The organism is Roseovarius sp. EL26, assembly GCF_900327775.1.
Taxonomy (GTDB): domain Bacteria; phylum Pseudomonadota; class Alphaproteobacteria; order Rhodobacterales; family Rhodobacteraceae; genus Roseovarius.
Window position 1 is genome coordinate 1943682 of record NZ_OUMZ01000007.1, and the last position, 21801, is coordinate 1965482.

General features: G+C 55.4%; 22 protein-coding genes and 1 riboswitch. Of the genes, 6 read left to right on the forward strand and 16 right to left on the reverse strand.

From position 1 onward, the window contains the following. Window positions 1-22 precede the first annotated feature (22 nt). The 4 genes from D9A02_RS17595 to D9A02_RS17610 all read right to left on the reverse strand — a co-directional run bounded on the left by D9A02_RS17595 (window position 23) and on the right by D9A02_RS17610 (window position 4712). On the reverse strand, window positions 23-925 hold the full coding sequence (locus tag D9A02_RS17595; RefSeq protein ID WP_120502177.1) for an EamA family transporter: 903 nt from the start codon (window positions 923-925) through the stop codon (window positions 23-25). A gap of 24 nt (window positions 926-949) precedes the next feature. After that, window positions 950-2191 carry a signal recognition particle-docking protein FtsY gene (gene ftsY / locus D9A02_RS17600; protein WP_120502178.1) on the reverse strand — a complete coding sequence of 414 codons (1242 nt, stop codon included), beginning with the start codon at window positions 2189-2191 and terminating at the stop codon, window positions 950-952. Between the two features lie 42 nt (window positions 2192-2233). Beyond that, on the reverse strand, window positions 2234-2914 hold the full coding sequence (locus D9A02_RS17605; protein ID WP_120502179.1) for a lysoplasmalogenase: 681 nt from the start codon (window positions 2912-2914) through the stop codon (window positions 2234-2236). Between the two features lie 112 nt (window positions 2915-3026). After that, on the reverse strand, window positions 3027-4712 hold the full coding sequence (locus D9A02_RS17610) for an NAD(P)H-dependent oxidoreductase subunit E (RefSeq protein WP_120502180.1): 1686 nt from the start codon (window positions 4710-4712) through the stop codon (window positions 3027-3029). Between the two features lie 72 nt (window positions 4713-4784). Here D9A02_RS17610 and D9A02_RS17615 point away from each other — a divergent pair, with 72 nt between their 5' ends. Further along, window positions 4785-5297 carry a hypothetical protein gene (locus D9A02_RS17615; RefSeq protein ID WP_367946757.1) on the forward strand — a complete coding sequence of 171 codons (513 nt, stop codon included), beginning with the start codon at window positions 4785-4787 and terminating at the stop codon, window positions 5295-5297. Between the two features lie 5 nt (window positions 5298-5302). On the opposite strand, the gene xseA is transcribed toward D9A02_RS17615, so the two are convergent. Together xseA and D9A02_RS17625 are read right to left on the reverse strand one after the other, a co-directional pair. Continuing rightward, window positions 5303-6829 (reverse strand): exodeoxyribonuclease VII large subunit, encoded by a 1527-nt coding sequence (xseA, locus tag D9A02_RS17620; protein ID WP_120502181.1) that lies wholly within the window; start codon window positions 6827-6829, stop codon window positions 5303-5305. A gap of 24 nt (window positions 6830-6853) precedes the next feature. Further along, window positions 6854-7489, reverse strand: a complete 636-nt coding sequence (locus tag D9A02_RS17625; protein ID WP_162933121.1) for a hypothetical protein — start codon at window positions 7487-7489, stop codon at window positions 6854-6856. Window positions 7490-7530: 41 nt separating this feature from the next. On the opposite strand from D9A02_RS17625, the gene purD reads away from it, so the two are divergent. Together purD and D9A02_RS17635 are read left to right on the forward strand one after the other, a co-directional pair. Next, window positions 7531-8793 (forward strand): phosphoribosylamine--glycine ligase, encoded by a 1263-nt coding sequence (gene purD, locus D9A02_RS17630; RefSeq protein ID WP_120502610.1) that lies wholly within the window; start codon window positions 7531-7533, stop codon window positions 8791-8793. 18 nt (window positions 8794-8811) lie between these two features. Further along, complete coding sequence (locus D9A02_RS17635; protein WP_120502183.1) at window positions 8812-9693, forward strand: bestrophin family protein; 882 nt, start codon at window positions 8812-8814, stop codon at window positions 9691-9693. Window positions 9694-10201: 508 nt separating this feature from the next. On the opposite strand, the gene D9A02_RS17645 is transcribed toward D9A02_RS17635, so the two are convergent. Together D9A02_RS17645 and D9A02_RS17650 are read right to left on the reverse strand one after the other, a co-directional pair. Further along, entirely contained in the window at window positions 10202-10525 is a 324-nt protein-coding gene (locus tag D9A02_RS17645; protein WP_120502185.1) for a 2Fe-2S iron-sulfur cluster-binding protein, read from the reverse strand. Window positions 10526-10637: 112 nt separating this feature from the next. Further along, a complete protein-coding gene (locus D9A02_RS17650) occupies window positions 10638-11729 on the reverse strand; it encodes an Mrp/NBP35 family ATP-binding protein (RefSeq protein WP_120502186.1) in 1092 nt (363 codons plus the stop codon). 248 nt (window positions 11730-11977) lie between these two features. On the opposite strand from D9A02_RS17650, the gene D9A02_RS17655 reads away from it, so the two are divergent. Beyond that, complete coding sequence (locus D9A02_RS17655; RefSeq protein WP_254054668.1) at window positions 11978-12184, forward strand: DUF1127 domain-containing protein; 207 nt, start codon at window positions 11978-11980, stop codon at window positions 12182-12184. Between the two features lie 239 nt (window positions 12185-12423). Here the strand turns inward: D9A02_RS17655 and D9A02_RS17660 are convergent, their stop codons facing one another. The 5 genes from D9A02_RS17660 to D9A02_RS17685 form a co-directional block, all read right to left on the reverse strand. Continuing rightward, complete coding sequence (locus tag D9A02_RS17660; RefSeq protein WP_120502188.1) at window positions 12424-13668, reverse strand: MFS transporter; 1245 nt, start codon at window positions 13666-13668, stop codon at window positions 12424-12426. A gap of 289 nt (window positions 13669-13957) precedes the next feature. Beyond that, on the reverse strand, window positions 13958-14989 hold the full coding sequence (locus D9A02_RS17670; protein WP_216824967.1) for a low specificity L-threonine aldolase: 1032 nt from the start codon (window positions 14987-14989) through the stop codon (window positions 13958-13960). A 63-nt stretch (window positions 14990-15052) separates the two neighbouring features. Continuing rightward, window positions 15053-15886 carry an AraC family transcriptional regulator gene (locus D9A02_RS17675; RefSeq protein WP_120502190.1) on the reverse strand — a complete coding sequence of 278 codons (834 nt, stop codon included), beginning with the start codon at window positions 15884-15886 and terminating at the stop codon, window positions 15053-15055. A 176-nt stretch (window positions 15887-16062) separates the two neighbouring features. Continuing rightward, entirely contained in the window at window positions 16063-16536 is a 474-nt protein-coding gene (locus D9A02_RS17680) for a GNAT family N-acetyltransferase (RefSeq protein WP_120502191.1), read from the reverse strand. A gap of 76 nt (window positions 16537-16612) precedes the next feature. Then, entirely contained in the window at window positions 16613-16882 is a 270-nt protein-coding gene (locus D9A02_RS17685; RefSeq protein WP_120502192.1) for a hypothetical protein, read from the reverse strand. Between the two features lie 105 nt (window positions 16883-16987). Further along, window positions 16988-17191, reverse strand: a riboswitch (cobalamin riboswitch). Window positions 17192-17322: 131 nt separating this feature from the next. Between D9A02_RS17685 and D9A02_RS17690 the strand changes: the two genes are divergently transcribed. Next, complete coding sequence (locus D9A02_RS17690; RefSeq protein ID WP_120502193.1) at window positions 17323-18189, forward strand: inositol monophosphatase; 867 nt, start codon at window positions 17323-17325, stop codon at window positions 18187-18189. Here D9A02_RS17690 and D9A02_RS17695 read toward each other — a convergent pair. Next, window positions 18186-19136 carry a GlxA family transcriptional regulator gene (locus tag D9A02_RS17695; RefSeq protein WP_120502194.1) on the reverse strand — a complete coding sequence of 317 codons (951 nt, stop codon included), beginning with the start codon at window positions 19134-19136 and terminating at the stop codon, window positions 18186-18188. The genes D9A02_RS17690 and D9A02_RS17695 overlap by 4 nt on opposite strands. A 164-nt stretch (window positions 19137-19300) precedes the next feature. Continuing rightward, window positions 19301-19660 (reverse strand): glycine cleavage system protein GcvH, encoded by a 360-nt coding sequence (gcvH, locus tag D9A02_RS17700; RefSeq protein WP_120502195.1) that lies wholly within the window; start codon window positions 19658-19660, stop codon window positions 19301-19303. A 165-nt stretch (window positions 19661-19825) separates the two neighbouring features. On the opposite strand from gcvH, the gene D9A02_RS17705 reads away from it, so the two are divergent. Then, complete coding sequence (locus D9A02_RS17705) at window positions 19826-20443, forward strand: gamma-glutamylcyclotransferase family protein (RefSeq protein ID WP_120502196.1); 618 nt, start codon at window positions 19826-19828, stop codon at window positions 20441-20443. On the opposite strand, the gene gltX is transcribed toward D9A02_RS17705, so the two are convergent. Continuing rightward, window positions 20440-21765 carry a glutamate--tRNA ligase gene (gene gltX / locus D9A02_RS17710; protein WP_120502197.1) on the reverse strand — a complete coding sequence of 442 codons (1326 nt, stop codon included), beginning with the start codon at window positions 21763-21765 and terminating at the stop codon, window positions 20440-20442. The two genes, D9A02_RS17705 and gltX, sit on opposite strands and share 4 nt — an antisense overlap. Window positions 21766-21801 lie beyond the last annotated feature (36 nt).

A 21801-nucleotide genomic window follows, 5' to 3' on the forward strand; every position in this document is an offset into this window, starting at 1 on the left:
CTGTCCTTACTGTCAGTGGCCTTTAGCCGCCCATTTCCACTATCACCGCACCTGCGGCAATCAAAGTCATCAATGCAATACGGCGCGGCCCCACGGTTTCACGCAGCACCAACCAACCGATGATGGCCGCAAAAACGGTCGAGGTTTCGCGCAGCACAGCAGCTTCGCCAACCTTATCCAGCCGTGTCGCCAACATGATGGATCCGAATGACATATAGGCAACCAACCCGCCAATGAAACCCCTGAACATCAAAGGCGCAGGCGCCGGTGCGTCTGGCATGTGTTTCCAGCGGTAGTAGGCATAAAACGGGATCACCAACCCATCAAACATGAAAAACCACGCCAGAAAGGTGAATGGATCTGCCGTGGCGCGAATTCCGTAAGCGTCAAATGTGGTGTAAAGCGCCACAAACACACCAGTCAGAACCGCCAAACCAAGTGCTGCTATCAATGTCTCGCGCTGCGCCACGATGGTGCGCATATTGTATACGGCAAGACCGTAAATCCCACACAACAACACCCCGACACCAAGCCACTGAACAACCGTGAAAGATTCGCCAAACAGCAGATAAGCCCCGATCACCGTAAACAACGGCCCGGTGCCCCGCACGACCGGATAAACCACGGTATAGGCTCCACGGGTATACGCCATTGCCTGCAGGATCTTGTAAACCAGATGCAGCGCCCATGCCCCGAAAAAGATCGGCCACATATGCGGCTCAGGCCAGGGCACGATAAAAAACGCAAACGGCGCCGACATGATGCAGTAACTGAAATCAATCGCGCCGCGGGTCAGCCAAGGATCATGCCGCCCCTTTTGCAGCGCGCCAAAGACGGCATGCAAAAACGCTGCCCAAATAGCCAACCCCAGCGCCCAGTGATGACCGGCTTCCGTCCCTTCAAGCGAGATAAGCCAGTCACTCATTGGGAACTGCCAATGCTATGGCGTTTAATTCGCATCCAAGCCGGTCAGTGCAGCGGCAAACTCTTCTGGGTCAAACGGGGCAAGGTCATCGATCTGCTCACCAACACCAATGGCATGGATTGGCAAGCCAAATTTGTCTGCCAGCGCCACCAGAACCCCGCCTTTGGCGGTGCCGTCCAGCTTAGTCATGACAAGGCCAGACACATCTGCCAGTTTCTGGAAAGTTGAGACCTGACTAAGTGCGTTCTGCCCGGTGGTGGCGTCCAGCACCAACAGAGTATTGTGTGGTGCGCTTGGGTCTTTCTTGCGAATGACGCGGACAATTTTGGCCAGTTCTTCCATCAGATCCTGACGGTTCTGCAAGCGGCCTGCGGTGTCGATCATCAACAGATCGGCACCATCTTTCTGAGCCTGCTCCATCGCATCAAATGCAAGGCTCGCCGGATCCGATCCTTCGGGGGCCGTCAGAACCGGAACACCGGCACGATCACCCCAGACCTGAAGTTGCTCAACAGCGGCGGCACGAAAGGTATCCCCCGCCGCAATGACCACCTTTTTACCAGCCGCGCGGAACTGGCTGGCCAATTTTCCGATGGTCGTGGTTTTCCCCGATCCGTTAACACCAACCACCAGCACCACCTGCGGACGGTTTGGATATAGTGGCATCGGGCGCGCAACTGGCTCCATGATCCGGGCAATCTCGCTGGCCAGCAGCTCTTTGATCTCTTGCGTGGACAAACGTTTGCCCATCCGTCCTTCGGCCATGTTGGCCGTCACACGCAACGCCGTATCCACGCCCATATCGGCGGTGATCAGCAATTCCTCGAGCTGCTCCAACATATCATCGTCCAGCGCGCGGCGAACAACGGTTTTATTCTCACCACGTCCCAGCAGCCGACCAAGCAGACCCGGCTTTGCCGCGGTGGATTGTGCAGCTGGTGCAGGTTCGGAAACAACGGCTGGCTCAGGTACCGGTTCTGGATCCGGCACAGATATGACCTCTGGCTCTGGCTCTGGCTCTGGCTCTGGCTCTGGCTCTGGCTCTGGCTCTGGCTCTGGCTCTGGCTCTGGCTCTGGCTCTGGCTCTGGCTCTGGCTCTGGCTCTGGAGTTGCTTCAACGACAGCGGGAGCCGCGTCAACACTGACTTCGGTTTCAACTGTCAGCACCTCTTCTTCGCCACCATCTTCAACAATGGCATCCAGCCCCTCTTCAAGTTTCGAAGAAGATTTAAACAGCTTGTCCTTGAGCTTTTTGAAAAATGCCATTGCGGTCTCCGATCATCCCTTCTTTCCCCTAAAGGCAGATGATCAGATTGAAAAGAGCGGCCGCGCAAAGCCTGCGCCAATCAAGATCCCCGCCTGTCCCAGAACATAGAAAATCCAAAGCGCGATTTCACTTGGGATCAACCAGCGAGATGCTGTGGTCAATCGGAACAAATTGATCGCCAAAATCAGGTCGGACAAGATAAAGGCAAAAGCCCCAAGCACTGCCACCTCGCGCCCGCTCAGCCCTAGTGCCGCGCAACCCATCACAGTGATCAGCAGAACATAGACCCGCACGGGCCAAGCCATGTCATCGGTGTAAGGGATCAACCATCGCTCTGTTGACAGGGCCAACACCACAAGCAGCACAACCGGGAACCATGCGAGCTCAACCAGTGACGCCATCGGAAGGAAATGCGCGATGTACAGCACATGCGCCACGGCAAAGGCAATCAACCCGATGAGAAAGCTCTTTTCTCCCTCACGCGACAGGAAGGCATCGCCAATCGCAGAGAGCAGCAATCCCAACACCACCAGAGGTGCTGCAAAATTAACGTATCCCGCAACAGCAAAAGCAAGCGGTGTCAGCACCTTAATGATGGTTTTGCGCTTTGATGGCCCACGATAGCAGAAGCACACAGCAAAAATCAGCGCCATCAGAAAACCAAAAGACAGCCCACTTAACATGATGGACTGTCTCAAGACGATTTCTTCAAAAACGGTCATCCGTGCTCTTGCTCTAAGTTCTCAGAGAACAGTTAACCTTGTCTTTAGCAGCCTGTCCCGGCTGCCGTCGCGTCAGACCCAAGATCGGCACGGGTCTGCTTATATTTGGTCCTTACACTTCGTCCGGAAAGTGCTTCATTGTCAGACGGATCGGGTTTGGCGCCGCTTGCCCCAGACCACAGATCGACGCGTCGCCCATGGCGGTGCATAGCTCTTCCAGCAGTGGTTGATCCCAGGTATCTGCCTGCATCAACTTGACCGCTTTTTCACAACCAACCCGGCACGGCGTACACTGGCCACAGCTTTCGTCTTCAAAGAAGCGCAGCATGTTCAATGCGGCATCCTTGGCACTGTCCTGTTCGCTCAACACGACCACAGCAGCGGATCCAATAAAGGTGCCATGCGGCTGCAACGTGTCAAAATCCAGCGGGATATCATCCATCGACGCCGGCAGCAGGCCCGAAGATGGCCCACCGGGCTGATACGCCTTGAAGGTTTGACCATCTAGCATGCCACCGCAGGCTTCGATGATGTCAGTGATAGTCGACCCGGCTGGCAAAAGATGCACACCCGGGTTCTTCACACGACCCGAAACCGAGTAAGAGCGCAGACCCTTGCGGCCGTTTTTCTCAACACTGCTGAGGATCTCTTTGCCTTCGCGTAGAACACGCGCCACCCAATACAGGGTTTCAACGTTGTTCACCAAGGTCGGACGATTGAAGATCCCCACCTGCGCCACAAATGGCGGACGGTGACGCGGCAGACCGCGCTTACCTTCAATCGATTCGATCATCGCGCTTTCTTCGCCGCAAATATAAGCCCCGGCACCGCGGCGCAGGTCGATATAACCCGGCTCAACAATGCCCGCTTCTTCAAGCGCGGCAATCTCGGTTGCCAGAATTTTCAACACGGCAGGATATTCATCGCGCATGTAGATAAAGCACTTTTCTGCCTCAACCGCCCAAGCCGCGATTAGCATCCCCTCAAGGAAAGGGTGCGGTGTACGCTCAAGATAGTAGCGGTCTTTGAACGTGCCCGGTTCGCCTTCGTCACCGTTTACAGCCAGATAGCGTGGGCCTGCCTCAGCCCGAACAAAACCCCACTTGCGACCTGATGGGAAACCTGCGCCACCAAGGCCACGCAGGCCAGAATCAAGCAGCTCTTGCTGAACAGTCTCAAAATCACCGCCAGCACGCAGCTCAGCCAGTTTGGCGTAACCGCCATCGGCCTTGTAGGCTGCAAAGCCTTCGTACTCAGGCACATGCGCGTGCGTGTCATCATTCGCAATCGCCGCCTGCACCTTTTCAGGGGTCGCATGATCAATATGGTTGTGGCCAATTTCCAACACAGGTGCTGTATCACAGCGGCCCATGCAAGGCGCTCGCAATACACGAACCTGCGTGGCATCAAGACCGTCTTCAAGCGCCCTTTGCAGCTGCTCAGCACCGGCCATTTCGCAGCTCAGCGAATCGCAAACTCGGATGGTCAGGGCTGGCGGCGGTGTGTCGTCCTCTTTGACCACATCAAAGTGGGCATAGAAGGTTGCAACTTCGTAAATCTCGGCCTGCCCAACACGCATTTCTTCAGCCAGTGCGCGCAGGTGAGCGGCAGACAGATGGCCAAAACGATCTTGGATCAGGTGCAGAAATTCGATCAAAAGATCACGATCACGCGGGGCATCGCCCAGCAGTTCGCGGACCTCGTCCCAGGCGGTGTCATCCACTTGACGGCCTTTAGGCGTTCTGCGCCCTTTGCCTTTACCCGATTTCCACACGCCCTTGCGATCGTCCAGTGCCATGAGATGCCCTCTGTCTTTGTCTGACCTGCACAGATACAAGGGAGATGCCGTCAAGGCGAGACCAAAAACGACATGAAGCCCCTAATAAACGCTGGAATATCCCCCGATCCGGCACCAATGTCGTTGATAGGAAACCCTGCACTGGTCGCGGTAACGGTTATCGGTAACATTTCTCAGGCGATTGCGATGAAATTGAACACCTTTCTATTTTGCTTTTTGGCCTTGTCCGAAACGGCTCAGGCGGAATCTTTCATGACCGCACAGGAGTTCGAAACCTATACTGAGGGCAAAACCTTCTACTACGGCTCAGGTGGAAATGCGTACGGCGCCGAGGAGTATCTGAAAAACCGCCGGGTACGCTGGTCGTTTCTTGATGGTGAATGCCAAGAGGGAACCTGGTACCCCGATGGTGATCTGATTTGCTTTCTCTATGACGAATCCCCCAACCCACAATGCTGGAGCTTTGTGCAATCCGGCAACGGCATGATCGCACAGTTCGAAAATGACCCCGCCAGCACAACGCTTTATGAGGTCGACCAAAGCGCCGACCCGTTGCTGTGTCTTGGGCCCAAGATTGGGGTTTAAAACCGTTAAAACAGGCTGCCCTGATCATCCGAAGTCGGCGGGGTCTTACGGGGTTTTGATGCAGGTTTGGGGGCGGGTTTTTCAATGGGTTTGACAGTCGCAGTGTCCCCCACCTGAACCGGCAATACGCCATCAGAAAATTGCACCTCCAGCGCCGTTTCGCTTTGCGCTTTTGCAAGCGTTGTCAGAACCTTATCGCCGCTGCGCACGACAGCATAACCTCGGTTAAGCGTGGCCTGATAGCCAACCGTCTGACGCAGGCGCTCCATGCCCTCAAGCCGGTCACGCCATGCGCCCACCTGTCGGATAGCTGCGGTAGTGAACCGCGTGCTGATCTGGGTCAGATCTTTTTGGCGGCGGGTATTTTCGCGCAAAAGCGCCTCGGGGTTCAACCGCGCCGATATTTGCGCAAGGCGGCGTTTGTCATTGTCCAATCCCCGGCGCAACAAACCCGGACGCAACGCCCCGGCACGTTCCAGCAGATGCACCCGTTTGCGCTGCACCAGCCCCGTCAACATCGCAGGCAGGCGTTCAGCCTGCAGATCCAACCGCTGGCGTGGTCCTTCCAACAGGCTCTCTGCCCGTGGCAAGGCACGGGAAAGGTCGCGCAGGCGCTGCTGACGGCGTGACAATCCAGACGTCAGCGCATGGGTCAGCCGCGCATCCTGCTCCCCCAGCCACGCCAACAGATCCATGCGCACCGGCACAGCCAGTTCCGCCGCTGCTGTGGGTGTTGGCGCGCGTTGATCGGATACATAATCAATCAGCGTCGTATCGGTTTCGTGTCCAACCGCAGAAATCACCGGAATATCAGACTCGGCCACGGCCCGGGCAACTGTTTCCTCATTGAAGCCCCAAAGGTCCTCAATGGACCCTCCACCACGCGCCACAATGATCAGATCAGGCCGCGGAAGTGCTCCGCCGGGGGTAAATTCGTTGAACCCACGCACCGCCGCCGACACCTCTGGCGCACACCGATCACCCTGTACCGCCACTGGCCAAATCAGCACCTTGCGCGGGAACCGATCCCTCAGCCGGTGCAAAATATCACGAATAACCGCCCCTGAAGGCGAGGTCACAACCCCAATCACGCCCGGCAGATAGGGCAATGGCTTTTTGCGCGACGCCTCGAACAGACCTTCGCTGGCCAGCTGCTTTTTGCGCTTTTCCAACAGCGCCATCAAAGCACCCTGCCCCGCAACCGCAACCTCATCCACATTCATGTTGTATTTCGACTGCGCACCAAACGCCGTCAGGCGGCCGGTGACAACCACCTCAAGCCCCTCTTCAGGCACAACAGACAGGCCAGACACCTGCCCTTTCCATGTGGTGCAAGCCAATACGCTCTTGTCGTCTTTGACATCATAATAAAGGTGCCCGGATCGGGCTTTGAACACGCGCCCAACCTCACCCTTCACCCGGATACGGCCAAACGTCCCTTCAAGCGTGCGTTTCACCTCACCTGAAATCTCGGACACAGTGAACTCAGGCATATTCTGACCCGGATGTGGGTCATCGATCAGGTCGGACATCTAAACTTTCCCTTTGAGCATGGGTCAATCGCCTCCACAGCCGCTACAACCACCGTGGTCGCCGCGCCAAAAACGCCAATCACCGAAATGCGCAACCAAATATGCGCCAACAAATACACCAATAAGATACAATCCGTTTTTGTACGTGACCAATCCAAAAATTGAAGACCCTGCTACGAACAAACCACTAAGACACGCCAACAAATGTATTAACTGCGGCCAGATTTTATATGGTGGAGCATGCCCAAACTCTCTTTCGTAAAGCCCATGAGTAAGTGCTTCATCTTCTCTCTGGCTGTCCGCCTTTCCGGGAACGTGATGCAGCTCTTTGTTCAACACTTCGGGGCAAAATCGCCCCCAGTAATCTTTCGTATGAGTTAAATGAATGTGCCACACCTCATCTACGATCTTGGATGGTACTAACCGACGCGATGAAATCGTACAAAGATAGGCAAATTTACGATACTCCTCGATGGCCTGCGTTGCACGCGTTATACTCATACCCGTATCTGACATAAGCCAGTAAGCAAAACTGATTCCATCGGCTTTGTCCGGAAAAGTATATTCTTGAATGCGCGCCCATAAATCCGGGTTACTCAATCTATTATAGTTTGTTCGCACCATGGTTAATTGAACACCGCTTGCCTGCACCTGCAACACAGCTTAAACCGCCTCAAGATTGGCAAGGCAAGGTGATCTTCATGAATATTCTCATCCTCGGCAGTGGCGGGCGTGAACATGCGCTGGCATGGGCGGTCATGCAGAACCCCAAATGTGACAAGCTGATCGTGGCCCCGGGTAATGCCGGCATGGCCCAAATCGCCGAATGTGCCGCGCTGGATATCAATGATGGGGCGGCAGTGGCCACCTTCTGCAGCGAAAACGCCATTGATTTCGTCATCGTCGGCCCCGAGGCCCCGTTGGCCGCTGGCGTGGCCGACCGCTTGCGAGAGGCGGGCATTTTAACCTTTGGCCCCTCAAAAGCCGCCGCACAGCTGGAAGCCTCAAAAAACTTCACCAAGGAAATTTGTGACGCGGCCAATGCGCCCACAGCTGGCTACGCCCATTTCACCGACGCTGAAGCGGCCAAGACTTACATCCGCGCACAAGGCGCACCGATTGTGGTCAAGGCCGACGGTCTGGCCGCAGGCAAAGGTGTGATCGTGGCTGAAACCGAAGAGCAAGCGCTCGATGCCATCGACGACATGTTCGGCGGCACTTTTGGTGGTGCGGGCGCCGAGGTGGTGATTGAGGAATTCATGGAAGGCGAGGAAGCGTCTTTGTTCGTTCTGGTTGACGGCGAAGACGTGCTGGCCATTGGCACTGCACAAGATCACAAACGCGTCGGCGAAGGCGACACTGGCCCCAATACGGGCGGCATGGGTGCCTATTCCCCCGCCCCAGTTCTGTCCGCCGAGATCGAAGCCAAAGCCATGGCCGAGATTGTCAAACCCACCATGCAAGCTATGGCCGCGCGTGGCATGCCTTATCAAGGTGTGCTTTATGCTGGCCTGATGATCAAAGACGGCCAGCCGCGCCTTGTCGAATACAACGTGCGTTTTGGCGATCCCGAATGTCAGGTGCTGATGATGCGCCTAGGCGCGCAGGTGCTGGACCTATTGCAGGCCGCCGCCGAGGGGCGCCTGAATGACGCTCAAGTCAACTGGGCCGATGATCACGCCGTAACCGTGGTTCTGGCCGCAAATGGTTATCCGGGATCATATGAAAAAGGTTCTGTGATCAACGGGCTCGCCACATGCCCCGAGGACAGCAAAAACATGGTCTTTCACGCAGGTACCGCCCAGCGCGATAGCCAGATCATCGCCACTGGTGGCCGGGTTCTGAATGTCACCGCACGCGGCACAAACCTGCAAGAGGCACGCGACCGGGCCTATGCCATGGTCAATCAGATTGACTGGCCACAAGGGTTTCACCGTCGTGATATCGGCTGGCGGGCTTTATAATCATACCGGAGTAACGCTATGATCGTGCGCGACCAACCTGGCTTCTGGCAGCTGCTCTTTGCCATGCGTGGCTCGGTTCTGCCAAAGATCTTACCGCGCGTATTGGGCGTAAGTGTTCTGGCTGCCATTCTTGTGGCCATCGACAAATACGGCGTTACCCTGCCCCACACCAATGCCGCACCCTTTGCTGTATTTGGCGTCGCTCTGTCGCTGTTTTTGGGCTTTCGCAACAACGCCGCTTATGACCGCTGGTGGGAGGGGCGCAAGCTCTGGGGGCAGCTGGTGGCCGATCTGCGTAATTTGGGACGCGAAACCTCGTTATTCCTGCCGGACCTCGCGGCCCGTGAACGTGTGATCCGGTTGGCCTTGGGTTTTATTCACTTACACCGGATCAATCTAAGACGTCTGCCTGACACAAAAGCAGCCATAGAGTGGTGCGATACAGACTTTTCAGACAACGCCCACCCTCCCTGCGCCGCACTCAATCAGATAACAGTCGAGATCGCCAAAGCCGAGGTTGATGGCTTTGCCCGCAAGGCCCTGAGTGAACGGTTGGGATCCATTGCTTTGGCGCAGGCGGGATGTGAACGCATTGCCACCACACCACTTCCCTATGTCTATTCGCTGCTGATCTTTCGCACCACGTACCTCTATTGCTTGTTGCTCCCCTTTGGCCTGATCGAAGGCGCAGGATGGCTAACACCACTGTTTGTCGGCGTGGTCGCCTATATGTTCTTTGGTCTGGCTGAGGTCACCGAGGAGCTATCAAACCCGTTTGGGGAAACGGTGAATGGTCTGCCGCTCGATGCAATGTGCCGAACGATAGAGATCAGTTTGACGCCGCACTTGGGAATAGAACCACCTGCTCCTTTGGCACCCCAAAACTACTATCTGAGCTAGATCTCCAGTCTTCAAGAAGGGTCTGGTCGTCCGAGCCACCAACCTGATCACGAAATCGGAGCGCTCTCACACACAACAGGTTCGTCACTGTAACCTGATGCGATTTGAATCTGCCATGTTTTTTGTGACAGCACTGTCAACTGCCCGCTCAAGATATGGGGCAGCCAGCAATTGTCGGCCTCTGGGAAGTCTTCATAAAGAAAACAAAGATACGGCCCGCGTATTTCGATTGATCCGTAGGTACAACGGCCAGTTTCATCCGCCCAAACGGATGTATCCCGGTGTAAATACTGCTCCACTCCAGTTGGTTGCCCAGATACGCGGTCAGTGAAGGTTACAGTTTTCCCCACCACCTGATCAAGAAAAGCATCGGGTAAAATCCGGTCTTGCGCTAAAGCAACCGGAGTGACGCAAAAGAAAAAGAGGGCCGAAGTGAGCCCCCTTAGATACGCAGTTTTATTCAAGCTCATCAGAATGCAACGGACACGATGTACCCGCCCAAAGCTCATCAGATCTGCTTTTCAGGCATCTGAACAACCAAGCCGTCCAATGCGTCTGTTACCTTGATCTGGCAAGTCAGACGTGAACGGGCTGGATCAGGCTCAAACGCAAAGTCCAGCATATCTTCTTCCATATCGTCCTTGGCCGGGACTTTTTCAGCCCAATCGGCATGCACATAAACGTGGCAGGTTGAGCAGGCGCAAGCCCCGCCGCAGTCGGCCTCAATGCCGGGGATATTGTTGTCACGAGCACCTTCCATGACGGTCAGGCCATTGGCGACCTCAACAACATGTTCTGTGCCGCTATGCTCGATATATGTGATTTTCGCCATGAGTCGGGACTCCGCTAAACTAAAGATTCAGACGTTCCTACAAAAGCGCTGGCCCCAAAGCCAGCCCCTTTTGCGACATTGTGTGAGACGGGTTGCGACAAATATCGCATCCCTAGGCCATCCCACCCTGCACCAACCTGTCAGCCAGCTGTGCATAGGCCTGCGCCACTGGGCCATCGCCCAGCGCAATCGGGGTACCACCATCGCCTGCAAGGCGGGTATCCAGGTCAATCGGCAAAGCCCCAAGGAACGGCAAACCAAGCTTGTCGGCCTCGGCTTTCACACCGCCATGACCAAAGATCTGCGCCTCATGCCCGCAGTTGGGGCAATGGAATGTCGACATATTTTCGATCAATCCCAGCACCGGCGTTTTCAACGTGTTGAACATGTCTAGTGCTTTGCGCGCATCCAGCAGGGCCACATCTTGCGGGGTCGATACCACCAATGCGCCGGTGGGTGCTGCGCGTTGACACAGGGTCAGTTGCACATCACCCGTGCCGGGCGGCATATCGACGATCAAAACATCCAGCTCACCCCAACGCACCTGCGACATCATCTGCTGCAAGGCCCCCATCAACATCGGGCCACGCCAGACCACCGCCTTGTCCGGGTCCAACATCAAGCCAATGGACATCATCGTCACGCCGTGGGCTTGCAGAGGTTCAATAATTTTTCCATCCGGGCTGGCCGGGCGTTTACTGACACCCATCATGCGCGGCTGCGAGGGGCCATAGATATCCGCATCCAGCAGGCCAACTTTGCGCCCCTGCTTGGCCAGCGCCACGGCAAGATTTGACGACACAGTGGATTTACCAACACCGCCCTTGCCAGAAGCCACTGCAAGGATGGATTTCACCCCAGATGGGCGGATGGAGTTATCCCCCCCAGTCGGGTGCCCCCCCATTTTGAGGCTGGGTGCCGGGCCTTTCGGAGCAGCCGGGCGTGCCGCTGCGCTCGCCTGATGCGCCGTCAAAATAACGCTGGCCTGCCTGATCCCCTGTACCGACAAAGCCGCCCGTTCCGCCGCCGCACGCAACGGCTCCATCTGTTGTGCCATCTCAGCCGAGGGGGCCTCGATCACAAACTTTGCCACGCCGTCGTCAATCGAAATCGCCCGCACCATATCGCGCGACACCAGCGTTCCCCCGTCTGGCAATTCCAATCGGTTCAGCTCTGCCAACAAATCCTGTTTAATTTCGCTCATTTCAGGCCTCCGCGTTTCAGGGGCCATAGGTGGCAGAATTTTCCCAGTCTGCAAGGGGTCAACGCCGCAATGTCGGGGAAATCACAAAATGTGTCGAAGGTATGACCTAAGGTCAGCCATATACACGAAAGCCATGCGTTAAACGCATATCGGAAATGCGATCTCATCCGTTGTGCAGGTGCAGCATTTGTTTATGTTCAGTCTCAACAACAGCGCCTCTTCTAGCGCATGACCCAAGGATGAAAAACATGGCATTCGCAACCGAAACCCGCACCGATGGCCTCGCGCTTGAAATCAGCGCAGGCGTTCACAAGCTGATGCAGAACGTCTCTGACTACCGCGCCTACCGCACAACCGTGCGTGAACTGTCCAGACTGGACAGCAAGACGCTGGCAGACATGGGCATCTACCGCGCCGGCATTCACGCCGCAGCACACGAAGCAGTTTACGGCTAAGGCCGCACCAGAACACGGGCGCAACCCTCCTCCCCCTCTTCCTGCGCCTGTTACCGGATCGATTTGCCTTTCAGATCGGTCCACCCCTTTGCGAATGGCTCTCTCCTCCTCCCTGAGCCGGACGCGATCAGAGCGGCGGTATCCCTCCTCCCGGGTGCCGCCGTTTTTGTTTTTCAAGCGCTTGCAAATATCAGGCCGCCAATCGAACAACCGGGGTTTCAGAAACGGGCCATCAACCCTCAAAAGCGGTCCTGAAATAACTTCTTTCGCTGCAAAAATATAAACCCCCAAAATCCAAGGCCGACACAAACAGCAACCGTCGTTGGTAGCTGAACGCCTGCCTCTACCGAAAAGGCCCCAATCAGATAGGCGCCGATTCCTGCAGCCAACTGCGAAAACATGAAAGCCGTTCCCATCACCCGCCCGCGTTGATTTTCGTCAACCGCAAGCTGGATGATTGTCATAATCCCCGTGTTCTTTGTTTCCCCCGCAAACCCCATCACAACAGCGATGCCCGCCGCCAGATAGAGATTGCGCGTCTGAACCAACACCCCCAACGCAAGAAGCGCTGCCAGAAACGCCCATAAAACAGAGTTCACCCGTGCCGCTGGCGCACCAAGATAGGCCAACCTGAGGGCCGCACATATCGCCCCCAAGCCGCGCATGGCCAGAATGGTCGTCATGCCAACCACCCCCAGACCCAACACCGTGTCCGCATAGGCGGGCAACATATGAATGAACCCCAAAGCTACGGCATCAGCAACCAACATGATCAACAACAATGACCAGATGGTCTTACGCTCAAAAATGTAGATCGCACCATCCCAGATATCGCCCACAAAAGATCGTGTCGATCGCTCTGGCGGAACATAGTCAGCGGGCGTTCTCATCCGTAAAAACGCGCAAATCAGCAAAAGATACCCAAGCGCGTTCACCACAAACGCCACCGTCGTTCCGTGTTCCGCAATAATCCACCCCGCCAGCGCAGGACCGACAAAAAGCGCCAACTGGGAATAGGCCGATGCCACCGCAATCGCCGAAGGCATCACCGCTCGGCCGACAAAACGGGGGATAATCCCATACATTGCCGGAACCATCAGACTAATGAAAATACCGTGCATCAAAACAAGAACAGCCAGTGTCCAGATCGTCAACATGTCCGCCCAAGCCACCAGCGCAAGCAAGGCGGCCTGCAAAAACAACAAGATACTGGTCACCAGCATGATCTTGTGGCGATCAAACCGATCTGAAATCGCCCCCGCAATCGGCATCAACACAACATTTGGGACAATGTCCAAAAGCGCCATGATCGCCAACCATTTGGTTGACCCGGTCAATTCCCATGTCAGCCAGGATACCGTGACGATCTGAACAAAGAAACTGATCCACGACCCAATCGATCCAACGGAATAGATCCGAAAGTTCCGGTCAGAGAATGCATCACTGATCCCGCCCAGACGTTTGGATCCCTCAGTCGTGCTCATCTTTCAATTCCACACTTTAGCGTAAATGAACGCCTGCCCTGAGGCTTTCTATGGCACACTCTTACCTTCAATCATAGATTGCCGGGATAACGATAGATATTTCGCGATCACCTGCAACATCAACGAACCCGCCTTTTGTATTTCTGATGTAATCACAAGTCTGGCCAAAAACACAGATGTCCGCTTTGAGCCCAAATTGACCGATGCTGCAGTTTGCAGCAAAGGCAGCAACGTCCAGCTTAGCAGACTTTGTTCATCATCCAATTGGCTCTCGCAACTACTCAGCATATCAGGTCGATTTGTTAACTTCCGCGATGAATGCGTCCACTTGTTCCGCTGAGGTAGCCCAGGACGTTACCAGCCGTGTGATCGAGCTGTTCGCATCGTATGGCTCCCAAACGTAGAAATCGAACCGCTCCTTCAATTGCGCGATCAGTTCGTTGGGAAGGATCGGGAACAGCTGGTTCGTTTCGGTTTCGGCGACGAATTTATTTCCAGCCTTGGAAAGGCCGTCAGATAGCCGGGCAGCCATAGCATTGGCGTGACGCGCAAGGTCAAAATAGAGCCCTTCGCGGAACAGTTCACGAAATTGGAGCCCCAGAATGCGTCCTTTGGCCAATAGGGCGCCGCGTTGTTTAACGTGAAAGGCGAAATCTTCACGCAGTTCTGGGTTTGAAATAATAATGGCCTCTCCCAACAATGCCCCAACCTTTGTCCCACCGATCCAAAACATGTCAGTGAGTTCCGCAATATCCTTGAGCGTCAGATCATTCTTGTCGGCAGACAAAGCAGCACCTAATCGAGCACCGTCAAGCAACAACAACAATCCGCGCTCGCGACACAGAGTCGAAATCGCCTTGAGCTCAGCCTTCGTATAAAGGGTTCCGACCTCGGTGGCATTGGAGATGTAGACGAGGCGCGGCTTGGCCATGTGGGGGAAGTGCGCGTTGGTCTCCAGCGCCTTTATTATGGCGTTCGGCGTCAGTTTGCCCTCGACCGGCGGGACCGTGATAATTTTGTGCCCCGTGGCTTCAATCGCGCCTGTTTCACGCACTACGATATGCCCGGACGCAGGGGCGATCACGGCCTCATGCGATCTGAGGGCACTGGAAATTAGGAGAATATTGGCAAGAGTGCCGCTGGCGACGAACCAGACATCAGGGTTGACCGTTCCCATGTGCTGGCGCAGTAACTTACGGGCCTCTTGCGAATAGGCGTCGTCACCATAGGCCGTCTGTTGAACCAAGTTGGTGCCCGCCAAGGCAGCTAGTATTTGGGGGTGCGCCCCTTCGCTGTAATCATCCAGAAAGCTATGTTCCATCATCGTCTCCATTCGTCCTTTGCACGAACTTAGAGACGCGAATGGTGCGAATATAGAACGATATTACGTTTCTAACCGAAAATACCGCGCGGGTGTAACGCCATAAATGGCTCGGAAGTTGCGGGTCAGGTGGCTCTGATCGGAAAATCCGGCTTCGAATGCTGCATCGGTTATACTGGATCCTTTTTGCAGCATTTCCCGAGCGCGTCGCACACGCGCCTGCATAACGTATTGATAGGGAGCCATGTGAAATTGCTTCTGGAACCTGGACATGAACTGGCGTTTGGTAAAGCCGGACAAACCTGCCAAAGTCGAAATGTCGAACGAGCCCTGAATGTTGTCATGGATGAAGGCGTGGATCTCTCCCAGTTCTTTTTTGCCAATGGTCCGTACTTCGGTCTCTGCATCTGACAGGTTTTCAAATACCTGCCCGACAGTCTCCAACACCTCCTGCTCAAGCAATAGACGGTCAGAATTCGTTTCCAGCAGTGATCGTAGCCTTACCAGTCGTGCAGCGATTTCGGGTGAGTGCTTGAACGGCTGGTGAAAGGAATAGGTGCTGTCTGTACAATCCATGGCCTCGCGCACAATGTTCTGCGGCAAATAGAAGATGGTTTGTCGCCAAGCGTCAGCATCGCCAAGCCCACCATGATGCGCCTCGTCGGGTGAAAATGTGGCCACGACATCCTTGGAGGCGTGCCACCATTCCCCCTGACACCAGACATCATGCACGCCATCTTCAATAACGCCGACCAAATACTCTTCGTGTGAATGCCGGGGAAACGTCTGCTTGGTATAGTCGGCGCGCAGATAATCGAACCCACCAAGCAATTCGGTGTGCTTCAACGTCGCTTCATTACTCGGACGGCGACCGATGGGGCTATGCGCCTCTGGCATATCGTCAATCTAGTCGGTGTGGTAACGCAATTCAAACCAAGTCCGCTGTGCGGCCTTAGCGGTCTTTGATGAATTTGCGGTGAAAGCTCACTTTGTCCCGCAAAGCAGCCGTTTACAAAGCGGTCCAATCAATCACCTTTATGAACAACCCCTAGGATAAGACATGTCATTTGGCTTCAAGCCTCCAACACTTTCTGCATCCGGTAATGGTGAAGTTCCACAGCCTGCCTACAAAGGCCCTGCCGGCACAGCACGGCATAACCACGCTGCAGAAAAAACCGCTTGGCCCGCTCACTGGCCTCGACTGATAGCGCTGTCAGGTCAAGCTGCCGGGCTTTAGCTTCAAGCGTCTCATACAAAGCCGCGCCAACGCCGGTGCCCACCACATCAGGACGACAATAAAAACAATCGATGTGGCCGTTGTTTTCAAGCTCGATGAACCCGCAGGGTTGGCCGCCGTCATCCAGCGCAACAAAAACATCGCGCCCATCCGAAACACGCTGCAAAAACATCTCTGGCGTGGCCGGGGCCGGGCTCCAGACGGCGACCTGCTCTGCCGAATAGGCTTCAATCCCGACCTGACGAACAGAATCGTGAAAAATCCGCACCAAAACGGCGGCATCCGAAGGGGTCATCGCACGAATAAACATGCCTCGACATACAAAGATCACGCATCCGCTCAATCGTGGTGGTTGACAGCGGATGCCCCCTGCTGATCTAATTTCGTTAATGCAGCTGCCTTGCCCGGTTGCGACGTGAGCGGCGCGCGGACACTTTCACCGTTGCTTGCTCCAGAAAGGTCACAAACTCCTGTGCCGCGGCACTTTCGGCATCTTGGATGCCCGGCTGCAACAAGGCGTCTTTGGCATCTTGCGCCGTGATCCCCGCGGGCGAGGACAGCACCCACTCAAGAAATCCCAGCCGGGCCATGTTTTGCGCATCCGCACCCTGCGCCGGGCTTTGTTCCAATCCATCCAGAATACGTGTCAGGACCATGTTCTTCTTCTCCCCAGCCACACCCCGGGCTGAATTGGGACGAAAGGGGGTCGGGGGAAATGCCGGATACAACAACCTGACTGTTTCCGCCCGCACCGCCCTCCGCGGTTTGACGTACTCCAAGGCTGGTTTCCGGGCTTAGACAGGTGGTTTTTCAACCGTGCGATCTGACGCCTTCCCGGGAGCTATCCCAGTGACATTCTGTCAGGTCGCCTCCTGCATTTACCGTTGCGGGGGCAGCGCTGGTCTCTCACCAGCTTCCCAATTCTCCACCTCGCGAAAGGTGGCACCTCAGACCATAACCCTAGCAGGTCGCAAAGGTAGGACACGTCAGAAAGCGACACATTTCATCCCATCTCGGAACTGAACAAAACGTTGCAAGTTGCACTTTTCCATTACCGGTGGCATGCAAGTAAAGGTAGCATGAACCGGAGTTTTTGATGACCACATCCCTGCCCGTTGCCCTCACATCACCGCTGACCAAGGCACAGGAAACCAGTGTTATCAATCTGGTGCGCCGCACCGCCCGCACTGAAATCATGCCACTTTTTCAAAATCACGGCGTGCAGGATGTCACTCAAAAATCCGGTCGATTCGATCTGGTCACGCAGGCCGACCTCGCCGCCGAGGCAATGTTGCGGCGCGGACTACAACAGATGTTCCCTCATGCGTTGATCGTGGGTGAAGAATCAGCCTCCGAGCACCCAGACATCCGCACCCAGATTGCCGAGGCTGAATTTTGCATCCTGCTCGACCCTTTGGATGGCACTTGGAACTTTTCCAATGATCTGCCGCTGTTTGGTGTGATCTTGTCGGTCACCCGCTTTGGTGCGCCGATCTTTGGCCTACTCTATGATCCGGTGCGCGACGACTGGATCAGTGCCAGCACGGGCAATGGCGCCCACAAAGTGCGGCAGGCCGGAACCCCGCGCCCCCTGCGGATGGGTAGCGAAGAAAACCCCAAAAACATGTCCGGCTTTATCCACCTGCACCTGATGCCCCAGAACGTGCAACAGGCCCTTGCACCCCACCTGCCACAATTTGCCCGCACGCAGGTGCTCAATTGCTCGTGCCATGAATATCGCACATTAGCGCAGGGTGGGGCTGACTTTTGCCTGTCCGCGATGATGACTCCGTGGGATCACGCCGCTGGAATCATCGCCTGTCAGGAAGCGGGAGGCGTAGCGCGCATGTTGGATGGAGCCGGCTATAACGCAGGCACTCCCCAAGGTTTCTTACTCACTGCCAACAATGAGGCCGCTTGGTCCGCAGTGCACGAGACGTTTGCCTTTTTGTTGGAACTTTAGGTCAACCGCGCCCGCTGGGCCGTTGGCGACACCCCAAAGAACCCGCGATATACCCGTGCAAAATGCGTGGTTGACCGAAACCCGGTGGCCACTGCAATTTCCGTCACGGATCGCTCACTTTGCAGCAACAAATTTCGCGCCCGTTGAAGACGCATCTCCAGATAGTATTTACTGGGCGTGCTTTGCAGATAACGCATGAACAGCCGCTCCAGTTGGCGCGTGGAGATCCCGACCTTTGAAGCAACCTCTTTGGTCGACAACGGCTCTTCGATGTTTTCCGACATAAATTTGATCGCCTCGGTTAGGCGTTGGTTGCGCATACCATGGCGGGACTGAACCGAGACTTTCTGCTCTGCTGTGGCCTCGCGCACGGTGTTATAAACCATCTGATCAGCGATCTGATTGGCCAGATCCTCGCCATGGGTTTCACTGATCAGGTGCAGCATAAGATCCGCCGTCGCGGTCCCGCCTGACGCCGTGATGATCTTTTCATCAAAGACAAACACACTTGGCACCAGCTCAACCTCGGGAAACTCTTCCACAAAGGCATCATGATAGTACCAATGCAATGCCGCGCGCATGCCGTCCAAAAACCCGGCATGTGCCAGAATGTACGACGCCGAGCACAACCCGCCAATTGCGGCTCCATGCGAGCGCTCTCGACGCAAGGCTGCCAGCAACGGTTTGGACAGGTGGTTCTTGACGTTTGACCCAGCCAGTACAAACAACCGGTCAGAGCGCACGCGTTTATCAAACCCGCCATGCACCAACATTACCGTTCCATCCGAGGCCACGGCGGTCTGCCCATTCTCCGAGGCAAAGCTCCACTCATAAAGTGGTTTTCCACTGACAAGATTGGCCAGCCTGAGAGGTTCGACAGCGCAGGACATCGCAAGATGTGCGAATTCATCTACAAGGTAGAAGACGAATGTTTCCGTCTCAGTCATGGCTTCGCTCCGCCCGGAATGTCCGGTGGCGCTTAGTGTATCATATCTAAGCGCACAAGATCTGATGAAGCTGGTGGGTCAGATCCTGTAATGATTACAGGACAGGGCCAGCCAATGGGGATTGGCCCTGATTTCTTCATTTTGCAAACAACAAAAGCGAGGCCTCAGGCGATGAATTTGTTGTAGGCCGCCTCGTCCATATAATCATCCATTTGCGACGGATCACTGGGCTTGATCTTAAACATCCAGCCATCACCGATCGGATCTTCGTTGACCTTGCCCGGATCATCCGTCAACGCATCGTTCACTTCGACAATCTCGCCGTCAATCGGAGCCAGAACATCACTGGCGGCCTTAACGCTTTCGATCACAAGAATTTCGTCATCTTTGACCACTTCGGTTTCCACCTCAGGCAGTTCGACAAACACTACATCGCCCAATTGCTCGCTGGCATGGGCGGTGATGCCGACAACAATCAGGTCGTCTTCGGGCCGCAGCCATTCGTGCTCTTCGGTAAATTTCATAACGCTCTCCCTTGGTGGTACGCCGGGCAATAACTTCAGCCCGTTGCCTATTTCAACCAATAAAATGCGCGCATGACAATCCGTCAATGTCAGTTGCTTGCCTTGCACACCTCGTCACGGCACAACAAGGACAAAGCCCTCAATAAGACTGTCACAGGAAAGCCAATGACATCTGCCCCAACCCAACCCGCTTATTTCTTTGGCTATGGCAGTCTGGTCAACCGCCACACGCACCACTTTGATCCGACGCACCCGGCGCAATTACAAGGCTGGCGGCGGGTCTGGCGACACACCGCCCTTCGCCCGGTGGCCTATCTCACCGTACAACCCGCTCCAGGTCATGAGATCGACGGGCTAATAGCCCCTGTTCCCGGCGCAGATTGGGCCGCACTGGATGAACGTGAACGCGCCTATGACCGGATCACAGCAACCGCGCATACGGATCATGATCTGGATCATGTGCCCGACATCGCAGTCTATACAATCCCAGAAGGCAAACATGGCAAACCCACGGCACAAACACCTGTGCTGCTCAGCTATCTCGATGTCGTGGTGCAAGGCTACCTGAACGAGTTCGGCGAACCCGGTGTCACACGATTCTTTGAAACCACCGACGGTTGGGACGCCCCAATCCTAAATGATCGCACCCGCCCGATTTACCCACGTCATCTGGAGCTTAACAAAAAAGAACGCGCCTTAACGGACGCGTTCCTTAAATCGCTCGATGTGCAAATCATCCCAGCAGAAGACCCACAGGCCCGCCACCTCTGGCCTGATCCTTAACCTTTGGCGCGGATCACCTGCAGAAGCGGTAGAACCTGCGACATGTCCGGGCCGTGGCTTTGGCCGGTCAACGCTTTACGCAGAGGCATGAACAATCCGCGGCCTTTACGGCCTGTGGCCGCTTTCACCGCTGCGGTCCACTGGCCCCAGCTTTCAGAATCGTAAGGGCCTTCCGGCAACAAGGTCATCGCCTCAGCAACGAACTCTTTGTCTTCATCTTCGATCACCGGATCAACACCGTCGCGGAACAGGCTCCACCAGCCGTCCAGATCCAACATGGTGCTGATGTTTTCACGCGTCACCGCCCAGAATTGCTCGGCCAGATCCGTAGGCACGCCAATCTCAGCGATTTGATCCGCAACCTCGGCAAAATCGCGGACACCCAGAACGCGCGCGCTCAACGGAACCAGATCTTGCGTATCCAGCTTTGTCGGCGCTGTGCCAAAGTGCGAGACTTCAAAACCTTCAATCAGCTCATCCATCGTGCTGCGCAACTCCATCGGATCAGACGATCCCAACCGCGCCATCAGGCTCAAAAGCGCCATCGGCTCAATTCCTTGGTCACGCAGATCACGCAATGAGGCCATCTGGAAGCGTTTTGAAAACTTCTCGCCCTGTGGGCCCGTCATCAACGAGTGGTGCGCGAAGGTTGGAACGGTCCCGCCCAGCGCCTCGATCATCTGAATTTGGGTCGCAGTATTGGTGATGTGGTCCGAGCCACGAACCACATTGGTCACGCCCATCTCAATATCATCCACAACCGAAGCCAATGTATAGAGCACCTGACCATCTGTCTTGATCAGCACCGGATCAGACACAGACGCTGCATCAATTGACACATCACCCACGATACCATCAGGCCATTCAATGCGCTGTTGATCCAGCTTGAAGCGCCACACGCCCTCGCCACGCTCGGCACGCAGCGCATCCTTGTCAGCCTCTGACAGATCCAGCGCCGCACGATCATAGACCGGAGGCTTACCCATGTTCAGCAGCTTCTTACGCTTGAGGTCCAGCTCGATCGGCGTTTCAAACGCCTCGTAAAACCGGCCCATCTCGCGCAGTTTATCCGCCGCTACGGCATAACGATCCAGGCGCTCGGATTGGCGCTCAACCCGGTCCCAATGCAGGCCCAACCATTCCAGATCAGCCTTGATCCCGTCGACGTATTCTTCTTTTGAACGCTCCGGGTCAGTATCATCGATACGCAAGATGAAAGTACCGCCATTTTTACGGGCGATCAGATAGTTCATCAGTGCGGTGCGCAAATTGCCAACGTGGATGTATCCGGTAGGCGACGGGGCAAAACGGGTGGTGGTCATATCAAGGCTCCTGCTTCAAACGGGGCAATGTCACAG